General features: G+C 60.5%; 21 protein-coding genes. 10 read left to right on the top strand and 11 right to left on the bottom strand.

What is annotated here, in order from left to right; genetic code table 11:
• Positions 1-68 precede the first annotated feature (68 nt).
• The 5 genes from N787_RS14910 to N787_RS05980 all read right to left on the bottom strand — a co-directional run bounded on the left by N787_RS14910 (position 69) and on the right by N787_RS05980 (position 4,957).
• Complete coding sequence (locus tag N787_RS14910) at positions 69-1,697, bottom strand: acetate and sugar kinases/Hsc70/actin family protein (RefSeq protein ID WP_156968922.1); 1,629 nt, start codon at positions 1,695-1,697, stop codon at positions 69-71.
• The gene (locus tag N787_RS14915; RefSeq protein ID WP_156968923.1) at positions 1,694-3,052 is read right to left on the bottom strand and encodes a hypothetical protein; all 1,359 of its coding nucleotides are present in this window, start codon (positions 3,050-3,052) and stop codon (positions 1,694-1,696) included. Before N787_RS14915 ends, N787_RS14910 begins: the two co-directional genes overlap by 4 nt.
• Positions 3,053-3,262: 210 nt before the next feature.
• Positions 3,263-3,997: an ImmA/IrrE family metallo-endopeptidase gene (locus N787_RS14655; RefSeq protein WP_084590666.1), complete on the bottom strand. Its 735-nt coding sequence runs from the start codon at positions 3,995-3,997 to the stop codon at positions 3,263-3,265.
• Positions 3,994-4,401 (bottom strand): hypothetical protein, encoded by a 408-nt coding sequence (locus N787_RS14920; RefSeq protein WP_156968924.1) that lies wholly within the window; start codon positions 4,399-4,401, stop codon positions 3,994-3,996. Before N787_RS14920 ends, N787_RS14655 begins: the two co-directional genes overlap by 4 nt.
• Position 4,402: 1 nt before the next feature.
• Positions 4,403-4,957, bottom strand: a complete 555-nt coding sequence (locus N787_RS05980; RefSeq protein WP_034211660.1) for an RNA polymerase sigma factor — start codon at positions 4,955-4,957, stop codon at positions 4,403-4,405.
• A 197-nt stretch (positions 4,958-5,154) separates the two neighbouring features.
• Here N787_RS05980 and N787_RS05985 point away from each other — a divergent pair, with 197 nt between their 5' ends.
• The 8 genes from N787_RS05985 to N787_RS06020 all read left to right on the top strand — a co-directional run bounded on the left by N787_RS05985 (position 5,155) and on the right by N787_RS06020 (position 10,760).
• Positions 5,155-5,493: a hypothetical protein gene (locus tag N787_RS05985; protein WP_034211664.1), complete on the top strand. Its 339-nt coding sequence runs from the start codon at positions 5,155-5,157 to the stop codon at positions 5,491-5,493.
• 151 nt (positions 5,494-5,644) lie between these two features.
• Positions 5,645-6,559 carry an AAA family ATPase gene (locus N787_RS05990; protein ID WP_034211666.1) on the top strand — a complete coding sequence of 305 codons (915 nt, stop codon included), beginning with the start codon at positions 5,645-5,647 and terminating at the stop codon, positions 6,557-6,559.
• 65 nt (positions 6,560-6,624) lie between these two features.
• The gene (locus N787_RS05995; RefSeq protein ID WP_245593975.1) at positions 6,625-7,029 is read left to right on the top strand and encodes a hypothetical protein; all 405 of its coding nucleotides are present in this window, start codon (positions 6,625-6,627) and stop codon (positions 7,027-7,029) included.
• Positions 7,026-7,529, top strand: a complete 504-nt coding sequence (locus N787_RS06000; RefSeq protein ID WP_034211670.1) for an HORMA domain containing protein — start codon at positions 7,026-7,028, stop codon at positions 7,527-7,529. The genes N787_RS05995 and N787_RS06000 overlap by 4 nt, the downstream gene beginning before the upstream one ends.
• A complete protein-coding gene (locus N787_RS06005) occupies positions 7,526-8,425 on the top strand; it encodes a CBASS oligonucleotide cyclase (RefSeq protein WP_034211671.1) in 900 nt (299 codons plus the stop codon). The genes N787_RS06000 and N787_RS06005 overlap by 4 nt, the downstream gene beginning before the upstream one ends.
• The gene (locus tag N787_RS06010) at positions 8,422-9,195 is read left to right on the top strand and encodes a DUF6602 domain-containing protein (RefSeq protein ID WP_052575195.1); all 774 of its coding nucleotides are present in this window, start codon (positions 8,422-8,424) and stop codon (positions 9,193-9,195) included. The genes N787_RS06005 and N787_RS06010 overlap by 4 nt, the downstream gene beginning before the upstream one ends.
• Before the next feature lie 90 nt (positions 9,196-9,285).
• Entirely contained in the window at positions 9,286-10,047 is a 762-nt protein-coding gene (locus N787_RS06015; RefSeq protein WP_034211748.1) for a nucleotidyltransferase family protein, read from the top strand.
• Complete coding sequence (locus N787_RS06020) at positions 10,044-10,760, top strand: DUF6602 domain-containing protein (RefSeq protein ID WP_034211676.1); 717 nt, start codon at positions 10,044-10,046, stop codon at positions 10,758-10,760. Before N787_RS06015 ends, N787_RS06020 begins: the two co-directional genes overlap by 4 nt.
• Positions 10,761-10,843: 83 nt before the next feature.
• On the opposite strand, the gene N787_RS06025 is transcribed toward N787_RS06020, so the two are convergent.
• From N787_RS06025 to N787_RS06030, 3 genes are all read right to left on the bottom strand, one after another.
• Positions 10,844-11,788 (bottom strand): DUF4365 domain-containing protein, encoded by a 945-nt coding sequence (locus N787_RS06025; RefSeq protein ID WP_034211678.1) that lies wholly within the window; start codon positions 11,786-11,788, stop codon positions 10,844-10,846.
• Positions 11,789-11,871: 83 nt separating this feature from the next.
• The gene (locus N787_RS14660; RefSeq protein WP_169742288.1) at positions 11,872-13,185 is read right to left on the bottom strand and encodes a restriction endonuclease subunit S; all 1,314 of its coding nucleotides are present in this window, start codon (positions 13,183-13,185) and stop codon (positions 11,872-11,874) included.
• Positions 13,175-14,221 carry an HsdM family class I SAM-dependent methyltransferase gene (locus tag N787_RS06030; protein WP_342668011.1) on the bottom strand — a complete coding sequence of 349 codons (1,047 nt, stop codon included), beginning with the start codon at positions 14,219-14,221 and terminating at the stop codon, positions 13,175-13,177. Before N787_RS06030 ends, N787_RS14660 begins: the two co-directional genes overlap by 11 nt.
• Before the next feature lie 26 nt (positions 14,222-14,247).
• On the opposite strand from N787_RS06030, the gene istA reads away from it, so the two are divergent.
• Together istA and istB are read left to right on the top strand one after the other, a co-directional pair.
• Complete coding sequence (istA, locus tag N787_RS06035) at positions 14,248-15,747, top strand: IS21 family transposase (RefSeq protein ID WP_156968925.1); 1,500 nt, start codon at positions 14,248-14,250, stop codon at positions 15,745-15,747.
• Positions 15,740-16,555, top strand: coding sequence for an IS21-like element helper ATPase IstB (istB, locus tag N787_RS06040; protein ID WP_034211680.1), 816 nt, complete (start codon positions 15,740-15,742; stop codon positions 16,553-16,555). The genes istA and istB overlap by 8 nt, the downstream gene beginning before the upstream one ends.
• A gap of 744 nt (positions 16,556-17,299) precedes the next feature.
• Here the strand turns inward: istB and N787_RS06045 are convergent.
• The 3 genes from N787_RS06045 to N787_RS14925 all read right to left on the bottom strand — a co-directional run bounded on the left by N787_RS06045 (position 17,300) and on the right by N787_RS14925 (position 20,124).
• Positions 17,300-18,388 (bottom strand): hypothetical protein, encoded by a 1,089-nt coding sequence (locus tag N787_RS06045; RefSeq protein WP_156968926.1) that lies wholly within the window; start codon positions 18,386-18,388, stop codon positions 17,300-17,302.
• Between the two features lie 276 nt (positions 18,389-18,664).
• A complete protein-coding gene (locus N787_RS14665) occupies positions 18,665-19,420 on the bottom strand; it encodes an alpha/beta hydrolase (protein WP_034211750.1) in 756 nt (251 codons plus the stop codon).
• A gap of 290 nt (positions 19,421-19,710) precedes the next feature.
• The gene (locus N787_RS14925; RefSeq protein ID WP_156968927.1) at positions 19,711-20,124 is read right to left on the bottom strand and encodes a hypothetical protein; all 414 of its coding nucleotides are present in this window, start codon (positions 20,122-20,124) and stop codon (positions 19,711-19,713) included.
• Positions 20,125-20,375 lie beyond the last annotated feature (251 nt).

Raw genomic sequence — 20,375 nt, forward strand, 5'->3', positions numbered from 1 at the left:
GACGTTGCGCGATCCAATAAAGATTGGCCATGTCAATCCAGGGTAGTTTGGCCGCAGCACCCCGGGCTCTATCCCTTTCTGGCAGGGGGGATCACCCAGGCTCCCTGCTCGGTTAGCCCGCCAAAGCTGGCAAATTGCTGCTCCGGGTACTGCGGCAGATTTCGGGAAGCGCCGCCGATCGCCACTGCCAGTTGCGGGAACTCGTCTCCCAACTCTGGGTAATCCCGACTAACCCACCGGGGAAGGGAGGGAGACGCAACGCAGTCGACGTAATCGGCTAGACCAGCAACTTGCCCTCGGCCGAGGCCCTGGATCATTGGCAAGTTCGCGCCACCTCCCGTGAAAACCACTTCTAGGGTGTTTCCGCCAGCTTCCCGAAACCACGAAGATTCGATTTTCGCGAGCGATCGCGTGAAGTGCTCTCGAAGCTCGCTCGAAAACCGCTGCAGGTCCGGGTCCGCTAGAAACTCCTCGATAGTAACCTCGCCTCGCGTGTCATCCGCCAGTTCAAATGAAACGACCTGATCCCTGAAGAGCCGTTCCTTGAGCACACGCTGTTGGAGAGAAAGCGTTGCTCGTATCCTGGCTAGCAACGACGCGTCTAGGCCAGGCCTTTCCGCCAGAACCTTTCGAAGAATCAGTTCCTGAAGAATCCGATCGACCTCGTTGCCGGCCTTTCGTAGGGCGTGGACCGAGTTCGGGACCAGGTACATCTTGAGGCCCAACTCTGGATCCACGATCAACGCAAACGTCGCGAAATCAGTCGTGCCCGCACCAACATCAACGATCGTCAACAACTTTCGGCTGCGTCTTTCAGGCTCAAATGAACGGAAGCGGCTACCGAATGCAGCCACCGGCTCAACCTCTGGCTCGGCTACCAGATGAAGTACCGCAGGGAAATTCGCCGCCGCGCTTCGAATAGCATTTGCCGCGTCGGACACGGTGATCCCCTCGCGCCACTGCCCACTGAAATGGTCGGCAAGCAGGACAGCCTCCGAGTAGTGCCTTGTTAGAGTCGGAGCCGCCCAGCGCCTATGATCGTCTGGGAAAACTGGGGTGGTAAACCGGCGAGTAACGTAGCGAGAGATACCTTGCGCTTCTAGCTCGCTCGCCGCCAAGTCCGTTAGATACGCCAAATAGAGGCTCAGAATGTCGCCTTCGGACAAGCGAATGTCCGAAGGATTTAGATCTACGCCTAGGATAGTCGCCCGCAGGTCGGCGCCTGGATTCGCGTTCGTAATGATTGCCTTGAAAGAATCGATCCGGCGTCTGGAACCTTGCAACACTGCCAGCTCGCTTCGGTTGGCGGCGTCCTCTCCGAAATAGATTCGCTCGTCGTCTCCGATAAACATGCAAGACAAGACGCTGTGCATCGTTTGAGACCCAGCTCGCCTGCCGACCGCGATGTCGACCAGATTCTCGTCAGTTCCCCGAGTCGCAAATGCCTTCGATCTGGCAGTGCCAAAATCCAAGCAGAGCAACACGTCAGGGTCCTCAGCCGCCCGCACGGAAAGTGCATTGCCTCGTAAGACGGCCAGCGGCGCGCCCGAACCGTTGCTTTCTGCGTCTCTTCCTTTCAGCCGCTCCTCGACGGAACCAACCCTTCTAGCGACATCTGCGACTGTAGCTTCGATCGCATCAACCTTGGCGACCAGACTTCTCAGCAGACCGAGTAATTCGGATTCGTTCGACGTCATGCTAAATCCCCGATAGGTTCAACCACGGCCCTAAGAACAGTTAACGCGCTTCCATCAGCCGCAGTGCGCTCAACGAGCGGCGCAACGACCTTAACCCTTGCGATACCTAATCTGTGTCCGCCAACCAGCTCGTGGGCCACTGGCGAATAGGGGATCACGTCTCCGATTTGGTGTTTGACTCGCATCCCCCTCTTGGTTGCCAGCGAATCAATCGCCTCAAGAAGTCTAAGCACGCCCCTACCTTCGCCATCAGGTGAAGAACTCCGCAAGGACGCCGCCCCGACCAGGATTCCCGCCAGCTCGAAGTCAGAGCCCGCGTCCCTTGCTTCGCTCATCGACGTGAGAACCGGAGTTGAGCGGGTGCGACCAAACTTTGAAATCCACTCGCGGATGTCCGCCGGCAGCTCGGGGTGCTCCGTCGCGATATTTGCCGCGATAGCCTCCGCCTCCTTGCGGTTCGCAGCGAAGATTTGCAGTGCCTCAAGGAGCTCGCCGTCCGCGACGTTCTGTCTGCCTAGAAGGACAATTGCACTCACGAGTATTGCAAGTAGTCCTTGAGCCGGAGCTGTCTTCTTGACAAAGCGAGACCAGTGAGGAGGAGTCATCCAATTTCGGATTGGCCCAAGGGCTCGATAAATTTTTGGGTCCGCAATTGTCGCAACCTGAGTTCTCGCCAGGTCAAAGACAAAACCGCAACTTTCAGCCGCAAACTCATTCAGCGCTCTACCAGCCGCAGGCACCCCGCTGGTGAAACCGCTCAAGAGAAAGGACTGAATAGCTTTGCCAATGCTCTCACCAGCCGTTACCGATCCCGACACTAGGGCAGGCCTCAAAGCCGCGACTACTCGCTTCATTCGTCGCGTCGCGGATTCAATTGGTTCGTCCGTCTCGAACTTGAGCTTACCAAGCTCCACGGCAATCAATTCCAGCGCTTGGTCCAGAGGCAAGAGCCTAAGTAGCGTTCGCGAGAGACCAGCTCTTGCCTTCTCAGCAGTCTCTTCATTTGCTATGCCGCGAGCGCAGTAAGGCGCGATCCAAGGAGCATTCAAGTCCTCTAAACTGAGCGCCGCATAGTACCTAGATTCTCCGTCCTTCAACCTATCGAGGGGAGGGATCGGACTCTCCAACTGGCCGCGCGTTGCATGGCGCACCATGGTCATTACCGGCTTTGAGGCAGATCCCATCCGAAAGAGAGCGGCGATACCTCTCAAGAATTCCTCGTCAGAGGATTGGCGAAGGAGAGCGGTCGCTCGAGATATTCCTTGGGCAAAACGCTCGTCAGAACGCACTTGGTTGACAGCATTCTGCGCAAGTATGCCTTCCGCAATTGCGGAAAACTGCTCGAGGCGGTCCAACGCCGCGAGTTCCGAAAGCGCCGCATCAAATTCCCCGACTGCCATTGTTTCGCGTGCTCGAATAGTTGGACACCCAGATAGGTTAACAGGCGTTCCGCTAGGTCGCTATTGCCAGCGACCTAGCGTGACTGGCGCGGAGAATCTTCGAAGGAAACGCGAAGCTCGTTATCGCGCCGCCACGACGTTCTGCAGCCCGGGACCCGCCCCGAATCAGAGCAGGCGGACGAAAGTTAAGACGCGTTCTGGCGGGTAGGCTCGAGCATACTCCATGGCAATTCGGTGCTTGGCTCCCGCGAACCAAACGTCGCCGGCGACTTTGCGAGCGTGTAGCCCGCTGGCATTTGCATGAACTACATCGAAGGCGGCGGAACGATAGTCCACAGCCAATGGCGGTCGGCCGATGTCATCGACCGAAGGTGCTTTGAAGCAGAAAGGGCGGCCGTGGCGCGTGTGGCATACCAACCATCCGGGCCAAACATCCAACGCAATCATCCGCAACGCCGTAGCGAGCAGGCTTGTCTGGAACTGCGCGGACAATGCTTCTGCTATCAACCATGGCGGCTTGTTCTTGATGAGGTCAGCTGCCGGCACGAATAGGAAACGCGGCATGAGAAGCGACGCCGCATACTGATCAGCATCGAGCTCGAACCCTCGAGCTTCCGTTACCGAGCCCTCGATCTCTTCGGCTCTACATAACATCAAACGGCCTCGGTGTAGCTGCCAATGCCCGAGCTCGTGTGCGAGTGAAAATCGTCGACGCGCAGGACTTTGCGCTGAGCTGACGGTAAGTACGCCCCGATCGCCCTTCCCGACAATTCGTGCGTCGCATCCGGTCAGTGGCGCGAACCGCACCGTCAAACCACAGTGCCAAGCAATTGTTTCGAGATCTATTCCGTCCGCCGAACTGATGCCTAGCGAGCGGAGCAGTGACTCAGGCGTATTCACTCTTTCAGTCTTTTAGCAATAGCTTCCAGGTCGTGTCCAAGCGCCTGGAACTCACTTAAGATGGATAGTACTTCGCTGTCTGGAAGCGCTTTTCCGCTGCGAAAAGCTAAAGAAAACTTTTCGCGAGATGCAGAATCGCTCTGCACGATCTGCTCTAGCACTGCTCTTGCTTTTTGAACAACCAACTCAGACAACGTTGGTTGTGAGAACCTTGATCTGGCTGCTTCCATCTCCGATCTTGCGCGCAAGAATCGTAGCCGCCCCGCCCGTTGGCGCGCGGCCGCCAGCACTGCATCCCGATCGACATTGACCGGTTCAGCATCGGCCGGCAGGTCGTCGACATCCACGTGAAGGAAATTCAGCAAGCGCAGGTATTTCTGCGACGGGCGTTCACTGCTGCTCATGTCAGTTCTCCCGTTTGCCAATTTTGCGCGCGATACGCTTGCGCGCGGCGATAATCTGTTCGGCACTCAGTCCGGTAACGATTTCCAATTCCTCTCCCTCGTAGCCGGCGAGCGCGCCGTGCATCACATCCCGGGCCGCCGGATCGCTGGCGAGAAACGCGCCCACTTCATCGAGTTGCTCTGTCAGCCGCACTTCGTAGGCCGGGTCAGCATGCGACATCTCGCCATCGCCATCTTCCAACACAAAACCATCAACGGCTTCCTGCCATTGCACCTCGGGATTCCGGCCTCGTGCCTTGCGCCAAGCATGCAGGACACTCTTCATCGTGCTGACCAGCTGGGTACGTAACGCCACGTCTTTCCGCCACGTCCGGTCGCCCAGGACCGTGCGGGCGAGCGCTTCCTGGACCAGGTCGTCGGGCGACACCACGTCGCCCAGGCACATGCGCCCGGCGCAGGCGCGCAGGTAGCGCAGGTCCTGCTCGGTAATCGCCTCAAGGACGTCGGCCTGGCCTGCACCCCCGGGCGGTTGCTCAACTTCGCTGGAATCCGCCAATGCAGCCTCCTTTGCTTTATAGGGCTCCGCCGGGCGGCATTCTCGGACGCGTGTCCGAAACCAGCCCTCGGTGGAGCCCTACTAGGTGACGGCCCTCCCAGTCCGGCGAATCTCAGTTCGTGAGACCGCCCCCGGCTATACGGGGTGACGGGGGGGGGGGCCGCCCGGAACGCAACCACCTACACGAGGACAGGGTAATGGATCGGCTGGACTGGATGTACATGAGGGCGCTGGTGCCGTCGGGCTTGGTCCTGGCCTTCACCTCGGCACTAGCGCTGGTGCTCAAGCAGGCAGGGACATTTCCCTTCCTGGCCACCTTCGCGGGGTTCGCACCGTGGGTGTTCCTGGGCGGGATCGGGCTCGCCGCGTTGTTGGCCAGTGAGCCCATGTACCGGTTCTGGCAGTGGGAGCGGGGGGAGGGGCTGCGATGCCCAAAGTGCGGTGGCCCGCTGGGGGCCCTCATCGACGGCCGCTACGGGCCTTACCACAAGTGCCATTGCTGCAGCGGAAACATCGCCGCGCGGCGGGTCCACTAGAACTCGCGGGAGAGCGTCACCAAGTAATGAAGGGTAGCCGCGGGCCGGAGCGGCTAACCAAGAGTTGAGCAGCCGGTAAGCCAGTGTCAACAGCAGGGCGAGGGGACCTCCGGGTCGGATCGTCCATCGACCGATCAAGGAGCCAATACCCATGTCCCATCTTGCCTCAGTTCCCAGCGACCTCGTCAAGGGAATTAATGTTGACCGCCCCCTCCCCGACCCGGAGCTGGGGGCGCTGTGGAACTCCATCGTTTTGGATGCACAGCTCAAAGAACAGCTGCTCGGACAGGCGGTCCTCAACTTCACCATGCGCCGCAAGGTCTCGCGCACGGTGCTGCCGCTACACGGGGTGATCCTGCTCGTCGGTCCGCCAGGCACGGGAAAGACGTCACTGGCCCGCGGACTGGCTCACCGCGTCGCCGAGTCGTTCAAGGGCAAGGAATTCCGTCTGGTCGAGGTGGAGCCCCACTCGCTGACCAGTTCGATGATGGGCAAGAGCCAGCGCGCGGTGACCGACTTGTTCTCGAAGACCATCGCCGAGGCGGCGCTGCGCGGGCCGACCATCGTGCTGCTCGACGAGGTCGAAACGTTGGCAGCCGACCGCGCCAAGATGAGCATGGACGCCAACCCCATCGACGCCCACCGCGCCACCGACGCGGTACTCGTCCAGCTCGACGCCCTGGCGCAGCAGTATCCGGACCTGCTCTTCGTCGCCACCAGCAACTTCCCCAAGGCGGTCGATAGCGCCTTCACCTCGCGGTGTGACCTGGTCCTCGAGATCCCGCTGCCTGAGGCGGCGGCGTGCCGGCAGATCTTGGTCGAGTGCTTGAACGGCCTTGCGGAGAGTTATCCGGCAATGCAGGCGCTTGCCAAGTCAAAGGAGTTGGACGCCTGCGCGGCGGCCGCGGTCGGCTTGGACGGACGCGCCATCCGCAAGACGGTGGCCGCTGCATTGAGCAGCTCCCTCTCCATCGCGCTGAACCCGGACACGCTCACGCTGCCCGTCCTCCGCGACGCGCTCGAGCGCGCTCGCAAGATGCGCACCGAGGGAGGGCTGCAGCGATGAGCACCGTTCGTCGCACCATCCGCAGCGTCCCTTACCGAGACGCTGGCGCCACCTGGAGCGTGATCGTGCAGCTGCTCACCCGGGGCAAGAACCCGGCTGCGGCCGCGGAAATGGAAGCAGTGGCTGGCATCGCCGCGAGCGTAATCGGCGATGGCGCCCTGCGCTCGGCGCCGATCGTGGTGACCTGCAACGGCCCGCGCACGCGCGTGTATTGCACATACGACGAAGATGCGCTGGACGAGTCCGAGGCCAGCGAGGAGCCGCTCGGCTTCGACCCGCTCAAGGACGATTGGGCGATTTCGCTGCCGTGCCTGGCGGACGACCTGAAATGGGTACAGGGGGCGCTCAAGAGCAAGAGCACCCGCATCACCGCGCGCGATGCTGCCATCGGCATCGAACTGGCGGAAGGCGCGAACAACCAGTCGTCGACCGGCGCGTTGACGCTCGACCTGGAGGGCCTGCTGAAATGAGCACTGTCAGCGTCTACTCGTACACGCATTCGGTCCGCTACGTGGCGGACAACATCCTCACCAGCCTGAAGAACATCCTTCTTCTCAGTGGGCTGAATCCGTCGAAGTTCGTGGAAGGCCGGGAGAGCAACTTGCGCGCGCTCACGGCATGGATGGAATCCGGCCACCTGCGTAGCGTAAAGCTCGAGATCATTGACCCGAAAACCGACAAGCTGGTCTTCCGGTGGGACCTGGAGATCGTCTACAGCTGGTCAAGCGGCGACGGTACCTTTTGGACCGACACCGCGCAGCTGCGCTATGCCATCGCCAAGGAAGGGCTGGTGCCCAGCGAGTGCAGCTATTCCCTGCTGCTGACCGTCGCACCGGGCGCGCCCGAAGTCTTGGGCTGGGGCGATGCCACGGGCCACTCCACGGCCGGCATGGTGCCGCAGAGCTTGGGGACCACAATCGAGCACCAGGGCCTCGGCGCCAACGCCACCTACTGGAGGAAGGCCGGATGATCACCTTGGACGACGCCTTCCGAAAGTTCCGCTCGCGACTTGAGCTCAACGAAAGGGAGCAGAAGAACGCTAGTGCTCGGCATACTGAAGTGCGCGAACACGTTCGTAGCAAGTTTAAAATCGAGTGCGATTTCCTGACCGGCTCATACGCGCGCTACACCAAGACCAAGCCGCTGAAGGATGTGGACATCTTCTTCGTGCTGCAGGGAAGCGAGCGCGGCTATCGCGAAAGGCCGCCGTCCGAGATCATCGATGCCTTCCACAAGGCGCTGGTGGAGAAGTACGGCGACAAGAAGGTAAAAAAGCAGGCACGCTCGATTTGTGTCGACTTCGGGGTAGACGTGGACGAGGACGACAACACCAACTACCGCATCCTCAGCGTCGACGTTGTGCCGGCGTTCCGAGCCGCGGTCGACTACGAGATCCCGGACACCACGTCTGGGAAATGGATCAAGACCAACCCGGAAGTCCACGCCGACAAGGCAACGGCCGCCCACAAGAACTATTCGAACGAGTGGAAGGGCCTTGTGCGTATGCTCAAGTACTGGAACAACAACCCGAAGCACGGCGAGAAGCCGGTGAAGCCCTCCTTCCTTCTGGAAGTGATGGCGCTCGATTGCCTGCACGGCAAGTGGGGAGGTCAGTTCGACCGCGAATTCCAGGGCCTATTCGCGACCCTTGCTAACCGCATCCACGAGAGCTGGCCGGATCCGGCAGGCCTCGGTCCTCCCGTGAGCGACGGGATGGACGCGGCGAGGAAGAACCGGGCCAAGTCCCTGCTAGAGGCGGCCGGGCGCGAGGCCACCTTGGCGATTCACCTGGCGCGGCAGGGCAAGCACGGCGAGGCGCTCGATGCTTGGCGTAAGCTGTTTGGGCCGAAGTTCCCCAAATCATGAGCAAGGATGCCGGAATGAACACGCCGCAAGACGATACCGCATGGTTGCGCGACGCGTTCGTGGGCGTGCAGGAAGAGCTCACTCTGAAGATCCGTCGCGCGGCGCAGTCGATCGGCCATGCCGGCACTCAGGGCAGCGTGAACGAGGACCACTGGATCGAAGTGTTCCGCGCTTACCTGCCGGATCGCTATAAGGTCGAGACCGGCTTCGTAATCGACAGCGCGGGAGGTCGTAGCGATCAGATAGACATCATCATCTTCGATCGGCACTTCACCCCCACCCTGCTCGACCAGCAGCGGCATCGATACATCCCCGCCGAGGCGGTGTACGCCGTATTCGAGTCGAAGCCGCACTTCGACAAGAGCTACCTGGAGTACGCCGGCCAGAAAGCCGCTTCGGTGCGCAGATTGGTCCGCACGTCCGTGCCGATCTCGCACGCGGGCGGTACGTTCCCGGCTAAGGCTTTGTTCCCCATCGTCGCTGGGCTCGTGGCACCTCGCTCCAGCTGGGCAGATGGCTTGGGCCCGACGTTCCAGAAGAACCTGCCCGTGGCCGCCGAGGAGCTCTTGGATTGCGGGTGCGCTCTGGACGATGGCGCCTTCGATACGTTTGGTCCGGCCTTGCAGATATATCCAAGCGAGGGCGGGTTGATCCGCTTCCTCTTTCGCCTATTGTCCAAGCTGCAATCGCTGGGGACCGTGCCCGCCATCGACTGGTCGGCGTATGCGAGCGTCGTGACCAGCATTGGTGGTACCGCCGATAAGAGCTGAATGCCTTCGGCATCCACGCGCGAACCTTGTCCCGAAGCCCGAACCGGCCCGTGGTGCGCACCTACGCTCTATTGCGTTGTGGAGGAATTGATGACGCCAGACGAATACCTGTTTGCCATCCTTGCTCGCGAGCGCGTCGACGCGTCACCCACTTCTCCAATACTGGCAGCAGCAAAAAAGGCGCTGATGCCAGTACTGGTGCCATGGGGCGGTCGCTACTTGCGTAGTGTCGAACCGAGCGGATCGTTCGCCAAAGGGACGGCGAATCGCAGCGGTACGGACATTGACTTGTTCCTTTCGGTGTCTCCCGAACATCCTGCACCGCTCAAGGTGCTCTACGAGTCCCTCTACGGCGCACTTTCGTGGGCAGGATACGAGGCGCGCAGGCAGGATGTCTCCATCGGGTTGCGTGTTGACGGAACCGATATCGACCTTGTCCCCGGGAAACAGCAGACGGTCCTGACCACCGATCACAGTCTGTACCGTCGCAAGGCCGACACGTGGACCAAGACGAATGTCCTTTCGCACATTTCACATATTAGGAATGGCGGCCGCCAGGCGGAAACTCGCGTCATGAAGCTCTGGCGCAATCAAGCCCGACTGCAATTCCCGTCATTCTATCTGGAACTTGCGGTGATCGAGGCGCTTCGTGGAAGCTCGGCCATGAGTTTATCCTTCCGCGTCGGCGAGGTTTACCGATATCTCGCCGGGCCATTCGCGAGCGCGCGGTTTGTCGATCCCGCCAACACCAACAACGTGATCTCGAACGACCTCACTGTGGTCGAAAAGAACGCGATCAGGTTTGCCGCGTCCCGCGCCCTGCAGACCCCATGGGGAGACCTTGTGCGATGAAGCACTTCAAGATTGGCACCGTCTTTGAGCACCTCCACGAGCAGGTGGAGCGCGACCTGGCGACGGCACGCCAGGCGTTGGCACACCCGACGGACAAGGGCGATGCGAGCGAGTCGACGTGGATCGAGCTCCTGAGCGAGTATCTTCCTCGTCGATATGTAGCAAGCAAGGCGCACGTTGTTGACTGTCGCGGCAAGGTGAGCGAGCAGATCGACGTCGTGATTCACGATCGGTATTACTCACCGACGGTGTTTGCCTTCAAGAATAAGCTCTTCGTACCCGTAGAGAGCGTGTATGCCGTCTTCGAAGCTAAGCAGGAGGCTTCGAGCACGACTATTAAGTGCGCGCAGAAGAAGGCGGCTAGTGTTCGGCGACTGCATCGATACAGCGCGATGGTGAAAACGCTTAACGGTCCTGCCAACTGCGAGCCGCAGCCGATTCTTGCGGGTCTACTGGCCTTGTCTAGTTCGTGGAATCCCCCGTTCGGCGATGCGTTCAAGCGCCAACTAGACGCTGACTTGGATGGCGGCATCCTGGACATTGGTTGCGTCGCAAGCCACGGGTGGTTTCACCGGTCGACGGCGGGAATTGCTTCGCTTGAGGTCGCACCCACGTCCGCAACTCGATTTCTATTTGAGTTGATGGCGCGATTGCAAGATATGGCAAATGTGGTTCCGATAGATTTTCGCGCATACGCACGTCACATTCCCTAACCATTGTTCGACTCAGGCCGCCATAACCTTAAATGGTGGGGTCTGGCACTAGGGTGAAGTGCACGAGCGATGGCAACTCCAACTCAATCCATAGTGAAGCCGATAGTTTCGGCCGCGTTTGGATCGGAAAGATAGTCATCGACTGCGAGAAAACTCCTCCCGAAATTGTTCAAAGACAGCAAGAGCACATACGTTTCCGTTTCACCATTCTCGGCCACCGGGACGATCCCGTTCGGCGGCTCGTACCAATCCTCGAAACTCTCTCCGTAAAAGATCGTTCCGGTCTCTGAGTCGCGACCCTGATAGCTGTTTGCTTCCCAAATGGACCAAACGCCCTCGCGATATTCCTCCTCGTCGACTGCGAAGTCGGCCCACGGAAAAAAGTGCTCCAACATATCGCCTACATCGACTCCCGGCGTATAGAGCACTGGCCAAGCTTCTTTCTCTTCCTCGGTGTAGATCGTCACCTGGAATCGAGAAAGCCCCTTATTGATCCAGTCGTCGAAAGTGACTCGAACCTCAACGCCTTGCTGGATGAGGTCCATCCATTTGCGGTCGATACGAAGCCTATTCAGCCTACGGATGTAAGGTTCTGGCTGTGTGATTGAAGCTAGCTCACCCAAAGCATGGACGACATCTGCTAGGACGTTGTTTTTGGGAACCTCGATCTTCCAGGCACTTTTCGTCCTCTGGATGCTCTCCCTTGTCACCTGCTTCCAATGAACGGTATCGGACGCAGGGTTGTACAAGGCCAACACGACGGGCATCGAGTGCCCTACCCAATATGCAACGTGCTTATCGTCCGTTCTAAATACAAACGAGGTGTCAGTTTCTTCGGCGAAGAAGCTCGCGCCACTCTTGATCTGAAACGCAATCAACTTCCCAGTTGGCCGATCCTTCTCGACGATCTCGACGTGAGCGTCAATGCCGTAGTCGTGCGTGGTCTGCTCGCGAAACAACCATCCATTCCTGGAAAAAAAATGATCAAGAGTAGATACGCCCAGGCGTTCGGTTTTAGGGGCTGCCATTGGTTCTACTCATCCTTTCGAGGGCTGCTGCGGGCTTCACAGACAGTACCCTTCCGATGTCTTGTCTTGCCCATAGGCACTTATCAAGTCACACTCACCTGGCCGTTCATCAGCAGCGGCAGCAGCCAATCACGGAGTTGAACAAGTTCGTGGTTCTCGTGAAGCCCACGCTGCTTTCGCTGCTCCAACGAACTGCACAAATCGTGGAAGCAATTCGACAGCGCTGCCGGCGGCACAGGGACGCGATAGTCACCTACAAAAGAGTCGAACTGTAGGTTCTTGATTCCGCTTGTCTTTCCCTCCCAACCAAAAAATACGCCCGCGGTGTAGAGCGCGTTCCATTGCTGGAGGAATAAAAACGCCTGCGTCGCATCTTTCAAGGTCAACGCCTTGCAGAAATTTGAGCAAACCAGCGGTACATTGAATCGCTCGATGACATGAGGGCTGACGAGAGCAGCACGCCCTGTAGACTGTGTCGGGCTGCCGCCCGAGATCTCAATAACTAAGTCGTGGGGCGCGAGATACTTCTCCGCCTTCGATGGCGGGATGTACCGGGTAGGCGCGTTCAAGTCGCCACGACCATTCAACGCATTGATGTCTGCACCACGAATGCACGTGACTTGAGCGTCGTTCTTTCCGCTGGCGGCATCTGTTCCCCAATCGCCACCCTTTTGCTTCGCAATCCAAGCTGAAAGGGGTTGGGCTTTCCAACCCCGCGGAATCTCCCGTTTCATCGCCTCGTTCCATACCATCTCGCCACCGCTGGATTTGTAGGGGCGCCCCGTTTCGTCCGGAAAGTCGAACTGCACGAACCAGTAGTCGTAGATAGTCTTCGCCAGAGCATCCAACTCAAAGTTGATACGCTGATTGAGATCGATCTTGGCGTCAATGGCAGAGAGTACGGAGGCGATCTTTTTTTGTCTGCCCTTCTCCGGATGGACGACTTGAATCTGGTCGAACATCTCGGCAGAGATACCAGCGACAGTGCTCCCGCTTCGCGTCCTATTTACTTCGCGCTTTCCGGTCGGGCTTTGCAGGTAATACTTGATGAATCTGTTATTGAACTGCTTGTTAACCCTGAGGCAAAACAGGCGCTGACTCAAAACAATCTTCTCGTCGGACTCCCAGATCATCACTTCGCCGGCAGGTGCCTCTGAGGTCAACAGAATGTCACCCCTTCTTACCTCTTCCCTCATCCACTTTTTGTACGTCTCAGAATCCACGCAACGGATCGTTTCCGTGCTGGTCAGGCCGGAGTCCTTGACGTTGATCGCCGACAGCGCCCGATAGCCATCATTCTTCCAATCCGAACCAAGCTTCTTTGGAGTCTTGCCTCGATAGTCAATGATTTTCTCGAGGCAACGCCTGAGAGGCGTAGTTTGCAATTCAGTCGGCATACCTGAGTCCTCTAATCGACTTGAGGATTTCGGCCTCGAGCGCCCGCGAGTTTTCGAACATCCCCGCAATATTCGATTGGTACGCTTCCATCCGTGCCGCATACTCTTTCGTCGAAATGTCCTCGTATGCGACCTTTACTCCGAAGTACTGTCCTGCACTCAGCGAGTAGTTCTTTGCGACAATCGTCTCGCAATCCACCACCGCCGAGAAGTCCTCCACCTGCTTGCGCGCGTTGAAGGTATCCACGATTCGACGCTCTTCAGTGGGGCTGAGGAGTGTCTTCTGGTTCTTTCCATCTTTCACTTTCTCGCCAAGCGCGGATGCATCAATGAGCACCACGCTATCGTGCGCAGTCCTATCGATGAACAGGATGGAGACATTAGTGCCAGTGGTTGCGAAAATGTTGCTTGGCATGGATACCACGCCAGCGATCATCCTTTCGTCAACCAGTTTCTTGCGGATACGCAGTTCTATCCCGCTGACCGCGGCAATAAAGCCGGTGGGCACGACAACGGCTGCTTTTCCACCCGGCTTGAGGCTGGCAATGATGTGCTGAATGAAAAGTAAGTAGATTGCCATGCCCTCCATCTTTTTCTTCGGTACTTTAGGGATGCCGGCAAAAAAGCGACGTTTGTTGACGTCGTTATCCAAATCGTCGCGAAAATCTGAAAAATCCATTTTGAACGGCGGATTGGACACGATGTAATCGAACTGCTTCAGCGCCTTCCCGTCTTTATGTACCGGATGCAGGATGGTGTTGCCCTGGGTTATGTTCGGGATGGAGTGCACGAGCTTGTTGAGGACCAGATTCAGGCGCAGCAGGCTGGAGGACTTCTGCGAGATGTCTTGCGACCAGATACTGCAATGCGCTTCACCGATGGCGTGAGCCAAGGCCATCAAGAGGGTGCCGGAACCCGAAGCTGGGTCGTAACATGTGACATTACTGTTGAGGCGCGCTGAAAATTGACCAGCAAACGGCGGTAATGCGCGCTGAAAATTGACCAGGGTGTTTCCCCTTACCTTGCAGGCGACCAGGCCTGTGGGGAGAAGAGGTGCACACCATGTCGATGTACGCGAAGGTCCGGCGGCTGAGGCTGCGCGAAGGGCTGTCGATCAGCGAGATTGCCCGGCGGACCAGCCTGTCCCGCAACACCATCAAGACCTGGCTCCGGGAGCCCGCGCCCCGGACGCAGATGGCCTACCAGCGGCCTCCCGGGCCCAAGGTGTTGGCCGGATTCACGGCCTGGCTCGACCAGGCCATCAAGACCGACGAGCACCGGCCACGCAAGGAGCGCCGGACGGCCCGGCGGCTGTTTGAGCAGCTGCAGGAACAGGGGTTTGCCGGCCACTACTGCCGGGTGACCGAGTACCTGCGGGCCAAACGGGCGGCGGTGGGCGCGGTGACGGCCCGCTCGGCCTACGTGCCGCTGCAGTTTGGCTGGGGCGAGGCGTTCCAGTTCGACTGGAGCGAGGAAGGGCTGGTGATCGGCGGGATCTGGCGCAAGGTGCAGCTGGCGCACATGAAGCTGTGCGCCAGCCGGGCCTTCTGGCTGGTGGCCTATCCGAGCCAGGGCCACGAGATGCTGTTCGATGCGCACCTGCGGTGCCTGACCGGGCTGGGCGGGGTGCCGCGCCGGGGCATCTACGACAACATGAAGACGGCGGTGGACAAGACCCCGCGGCCGGATCGGTTGCGCAAGGTGAACAGCCGGTTCGCGGCGATGGCGACGCACTATCTGTTCGAGCCGGACTTCTGCAACGTGGCGTCGGGCTGGGAAAAGGGCCGGGTCGAGAAGGCGGTCCTGGATGGCCGCCGGCGCATCTGGCAGCGGGCGCAGGAAAAGCGCTGGGCTAGCTTTGCCGAGCTCAACGTCTGGTTGGCGACGCAATGTACGCAGGGCTGGTCGGCCCCGCATCCGGACTGCCGGGACATGAGCATCGCCGAGGCGCGGGCGCTGGAACTGCCGGAGCTGATGCCGGTGCCGGTGGCCTTCGACGGCTACGTCGAGGCCGACGCCCGGGTGTCGAGCACCTGCCTGGTGACCGTCGCCCGCAACCGCTATTCCGTGCCATGCGCCCTGGCCGGGCACCGGGTGGTGGTGCACCTGTACCCGGAGCGGGTGAGCGTCGTGGCGAACCGCACCGTGGTGGCCGAGCACGTGCGGATCATTGATCGGGACCGGGTGGTCTACGACTGGCGGCACTACGTGCCGCTGATCGAGCGCAAACCCGGCGCACTGCGCAACGGCGCGCCGTTCGCGGACCTGCCGGCGCCGCTGCTGCAACTGAGCCGACACCTGCTGCGCCGCGCCGGCGGCGACCGGGTGATGGCCCAGGTGCTGGCGGCGGTGCCGCGCTTTGGGCTGGAAGCCGTGCTGGTGGCGGTCGAACTGGCGCTGGAATCGGGTCGGCCCAGCGCCGAACACGTCCTGAACCTGCTGGCGCGGCTGCACGAGGGGCCGCCGCCGGATCGGGTGGAAACGGCGTTGACCGTCACCACGGCCCCGCTGGCCGATACGGCCCGCTACGACCACCTGCGCCCGGAGGTGGCCCATGACTGAGCTAATCGCGGCATTCAAGGCCTTGCGCCTGCACGGCATGGCCGGCGGCTATGGCGAGTTGGTGGGCAACGGCGGCCCCGAGGTGGCCGCCTCCGAGTGGATCGTGCGGCATCTGCTGGAGGCGGAGACGACCGACCGCGCCTTGCGGTCGGTCCGTTACCAGATGCACGCGGCGCGGTTCCCGCTGCACCGGGATCTGGCGGGCTTCGAGTTTGAACAGTCCAAGGTCGATCGGCGCCAGATCGAGCAGTTTGCGACCCTGGCGTTCACCGAGCGGGCCGAGAACATCGTGCTGATCGGCGGCACCGGTACCGGCAAGACCCACCTGGCCACGGCGCTGGGCGTGGAGGCCGTGGGCCGGCACGGCAAGCGCGTGCGGTTCTTCAGCACGATCGAGCTGGTCAATGCGCTGGAACAGGAGAAGGCGGCCGGCAAGGCCGGCCGACTAGCGAACCAACTGTTGAACCTGGACCTGGTGGTTCTGGACGAGCTGGGCTACTTGCCCTTCAGCCAGGCCGGCGGGGCGCTGCTGTTCCACCTGCTGTCCAAGCTCTACGAGCACACCAGCGTGGTCATCACCACCAACCTGCTGTTCGCCGAATGGGCCAACGTCTTCATCGACGCCAAGATGACCACGGCGCTGCTGGACCGGCTGACCCACCACTGCCACATCGTCGAGACCGGCAACGACTCCTACCGGTTCCGGCACAGCAGCCGGACGGCCAAGACCAAGATCCGGGCCCGGGAGCAGGCGCGAGCGCAACAGGCAAAGGAGGATGCCGAACCGGCTACCGAAACCGGCGGCTGAAGCTACACTGCGATCAACCCCGGGGCTGGAATCCCCCGGACCATGCCCTGGTCAATTTTGAACGCGCAGGGCTGGTCAATATTGGGCGCGCATCAACAGCTATGGAGAGCAGGGACTACGACTTGATTCCTTCGTTGCGCAGGGTCGCCACCGATCTGGGTGTTTCCAAGGGCTTCTTGAACTATCGCCTCACTGCGCTTTGCGCCGCGTACGGGCGCCATCGGCGCGAGTGCGGAAAGCTGAAGTACCAAGAAAGCATCGACCGAGCAACCAGATTCCTCCTTGCGGGCCCAGTATCCGATTACCCTTCCCCTCGCTTTCCAAGCCATGATCATCTGGCAGCCGCGGCCGCCAAGAATGCGGGAGTCGGGGTTCGGATTGGCCGGCTTGCTGCGGATGCAGCCTTGAAGAAGCACCTTGGCCAGCAGGCGTATACCCGATACCGGAAGGCAAATGGACTGCACGTGCCTCGGTCACGCGTCGCCGACTAGGAATTCTGGTCAAAGCAAGGAAACATGACATTCAACTCCGACCGAGATGTCAGCCTCAGCAGGGTGCCAGCAGCCGGCAATCGAGTGTCTGGCGACGGGCGAGCCACATTCGCTGTTTCGTTCACGCGTCCACCTCAGTAGCGATGAGCGCGTCTATCTCCTTTCTTGAAGTCCCGCTTGATTCTGGGCGACTGTCAGGAGCGCTCGGATCCGAGTCTTGTGATTGTGTCCTGGCGCGCAGAGCGTGGCAGCCCTACCCTTTGATCGCCTCGGGTACGAGCGGCGGCGAAACGTAAACCAGCGAGGACGACCACCAGGCGCGCTCGATGGCGCCGGTATCGGGATCGCGAAACCACGCCGGGCCGACTTTGCGTGTTTTGTCATGCTCGCCGCCGAGGGGCAAGCGATCGCCAACGCGGTACGCAATGCTTGCACAGGCTGGCGTCACGCGGCCCGTTTCGGCGGCATATCCGGCATGGCCGTGGTCGATGCGCACGCCCTGGATGCCTTCGATCGGCTGCTGGCAATCCTCGTCGGCAAACAACGTAATGGCGGCTTGCCCGACCACCACGAAACCCTCCAGGAAGCCTGCATGAGTCAGCGGCATCAATTGCCGGACATCGTCGAGCAGGGCCTGGCAGGAGTCTTCGATCAGCTCAGCGAACTCCACGCACAGGCCTTCGAGCGTCTGCAGGTCTTCGTACTTCACGCGCGGCCGCGGCGAAGCGCCGGGACGCTTGGGATCCGGATCGAGAATGATCGCGGCCATTGGAGCAAAGTCGAACCGGCGCGGGTGATCGTCGGTGAGTCCTAGGCGCGCATGGAAGCCGGGAGGCGGATCCATGCGCCGCTGGCCGCCGCGGTAGATGGACGAGCGATGTTTGGACACGTCGTGCTGGCGCTGTACCTCGTCGACTAGGTGGCGGCGTTGTTGCCACAACGCCGTCACGCGCGAGAAGTGGCTGGAAAATGCAGGGTGCGGCGCTGACTGGGGGCCGCTGCCCAGCACTAGCCGCGGCGTGATCGAACGCAGCGCCTTGTCCGAGGTGATATCGACGAATTCCGCGGGGCGCGCGGCGTAGCCCAAAGCATTCATCGCGAACACGAAACACTCCAGAGCGGAGTCTAGGCCGAAGAAGATCGTCGCGAGATGGTACTCCGGCTCGAGGTGCCAGCGACAGCGAAGCTGCCAAGCGTGCAACTCGGCGTAGTGCTTTTCTACCGCGTACAGGCGCACGTTGAATCCCTGGTAGCCGCCACGAAACGCGCCGAACCACGCGCCGGGGTCGCCCAGGTTGTACGCCTGCCGCGCCAGCAGAGCGTACTGGTCGACCGTTCCCATGGCGCGAGTGTCGAAATGGATTTCGTAGGGATGAGTTGGAGCTTTCAGCATCGGCGACGAACTCGCGGGAGATAGAGATTAAAAGTTAGGCTCCGGTTGCAGGCGCTGGTCGACTTTGACCTATGCGCCGAAAAGAGCTGACCAGCGATGCTGGTGTTGACGGAGCCAGCCCGCTGGTGCGACGACGACTGGTACCCCGGGGAGGGGGCGGCCGACTTCCGCCGGCCAGGAGCGGACCCGCTCCTCGGGACGTCGCACCGCTGATTCAGACGGGGACTATCGCTCACAGCTGCCCTGACGCATGAAAGGGTCGATCAGACTGTTGATGTCAATCTTGAGTTGCGACGGCCCTCCATCGAACATGTCGTTGTGCCGAGAGCCCGGTATTTCGACGACGCAGATTCGCCGGCTTGCGTTTTCCGTTTCAGAGGGCAGAACGCCATCATCTGCCTCGAAGTCGCTGCCACGGATCGAAAGCACGGATATCGAGGCATCCCGCGGCAAGGCGACGCGGCGATGGTCCAGGGTGACAAGCCTGGCAGCGAACTCCGGCGACGTGGTCAAGAGTAGCGAGGAGATATCGCCGCCATTCGAGTGGCCAAGCAAGGTCAGATTCGACCACTGGTAGTCGGGAAGAAACCGGGTAAGCTCAGTCTTTACGAAGCGAAGATTGGCCGCGCCCCGCTTCCAGGCCGGCGTCCTGACCACAACCAAGTCTCCCTTTCCAACCAACGGCGGGTCTGACGGCAGGTCGTGTTGAACAGCCACGACGAGATAGCCCTGTTCCGCCAGATTGTTCGTGAGGAAGGAATACCTCGTGTGCGGAATGCCATAGCCCGGGCTGAAGAATGCCACCGGGCAAGTTGCTCGCGCCACACAGTCGTTGTGCTCGCCGGGGAAGTAGACCTGGACGGGAATCTCACGGCCACGTTCGTGATCCGTCAAAACCATTGGCGCGGTGCGCGGCTGCGCGGCTGACGCCGAGCCCGCCATTAGTAGCGCTGAAAGCGCGCCCCAGACTGAATTGCGCATAGCCATCTCCTGTGGTCAGCCCGGGATCCGTAGAGGCGAACCTAGAAGTAGTTCCGCGACGGCCTAATTGTCCGATTGCTTGCAGCCGCCCACAACCCTCCGCGCCGCATCCCTGAAACTTCGACTCGGATCGACGGCGGTGGTGGGCCGTAACTACGCGACGTCCGCCATGGGTCGGAACCGGAAGCAGGAAGGCGTCCGGTCGGCCAAGACTGGTTTGAATTGGATGAAGGCGAGATTCCTTAAACGAAGGCGCTTGGGTGCCCGCCGGGCTCATGGTTGCCTAACATCTATCCTGAGAACTCCTCCTGAGCTATCGCGAGCACACGCTCGGGATCGGAGGCAAGCACCTGGGAAGGGCTCAGCCCGTCGAGCAAGACATGATATGAGATGAACCACTCCACCTCACCCCAGCCAGTAGATGGGACGCCAATACCCATCCCGTTGGGAGACCTCAGCAGTGCCAGCAGCGCCACAACCTCAGGAATGGGGTTGCCTCGCTCGTCGAACTGCCATGTGGGGTACAGAAATCGCTGGTCGCTGGGCAGCCATACCGCTAGGAGTTCGCCTGCCTTGCGAAGCGCCGTTATCTCACCTGGGACCTTGCCCAGCCGCGCCGCAACCGACGCGGCATCGAGCCAGTCAGCCGAAGCCTTTCGGCGTTCCTCCTCGTACTCGTCATAAGGGGGATGGGATGTGCGCACGCTATGTCCTCGCTTGGCCATTCATCTTCCGACACTCTATTACCGTTCTCGCCGTCCCGCGTTCGGACCTCAAGCGGGCGGCTGTGGCTTTGGCAGGTGCGGTCAGATCCGATGTCCGCTCGGGGTCGGAACCGGCGGTGGCCAGCTACCCGGGCCTCGCCGCAGTCAGCAACAGCGGCTTGGTCAGCCTCGACCGACAACGAAGATCAAGTCAGCCGGAACATGACCGGTCACATCCGCGGCCAAACTTG

It is taken from the genome of Arenimonas metalli CF5-1 (assembly GCF_000747155.1).
In the GTDB taxonomy this organism is placed as follows: domain Bacteria; phylum Pseudomonadota; class Gammaproteobacteria; order Xanthomonadales; family Xanthomonadaceae; genus Arenimonas; species Arenimonas metalli.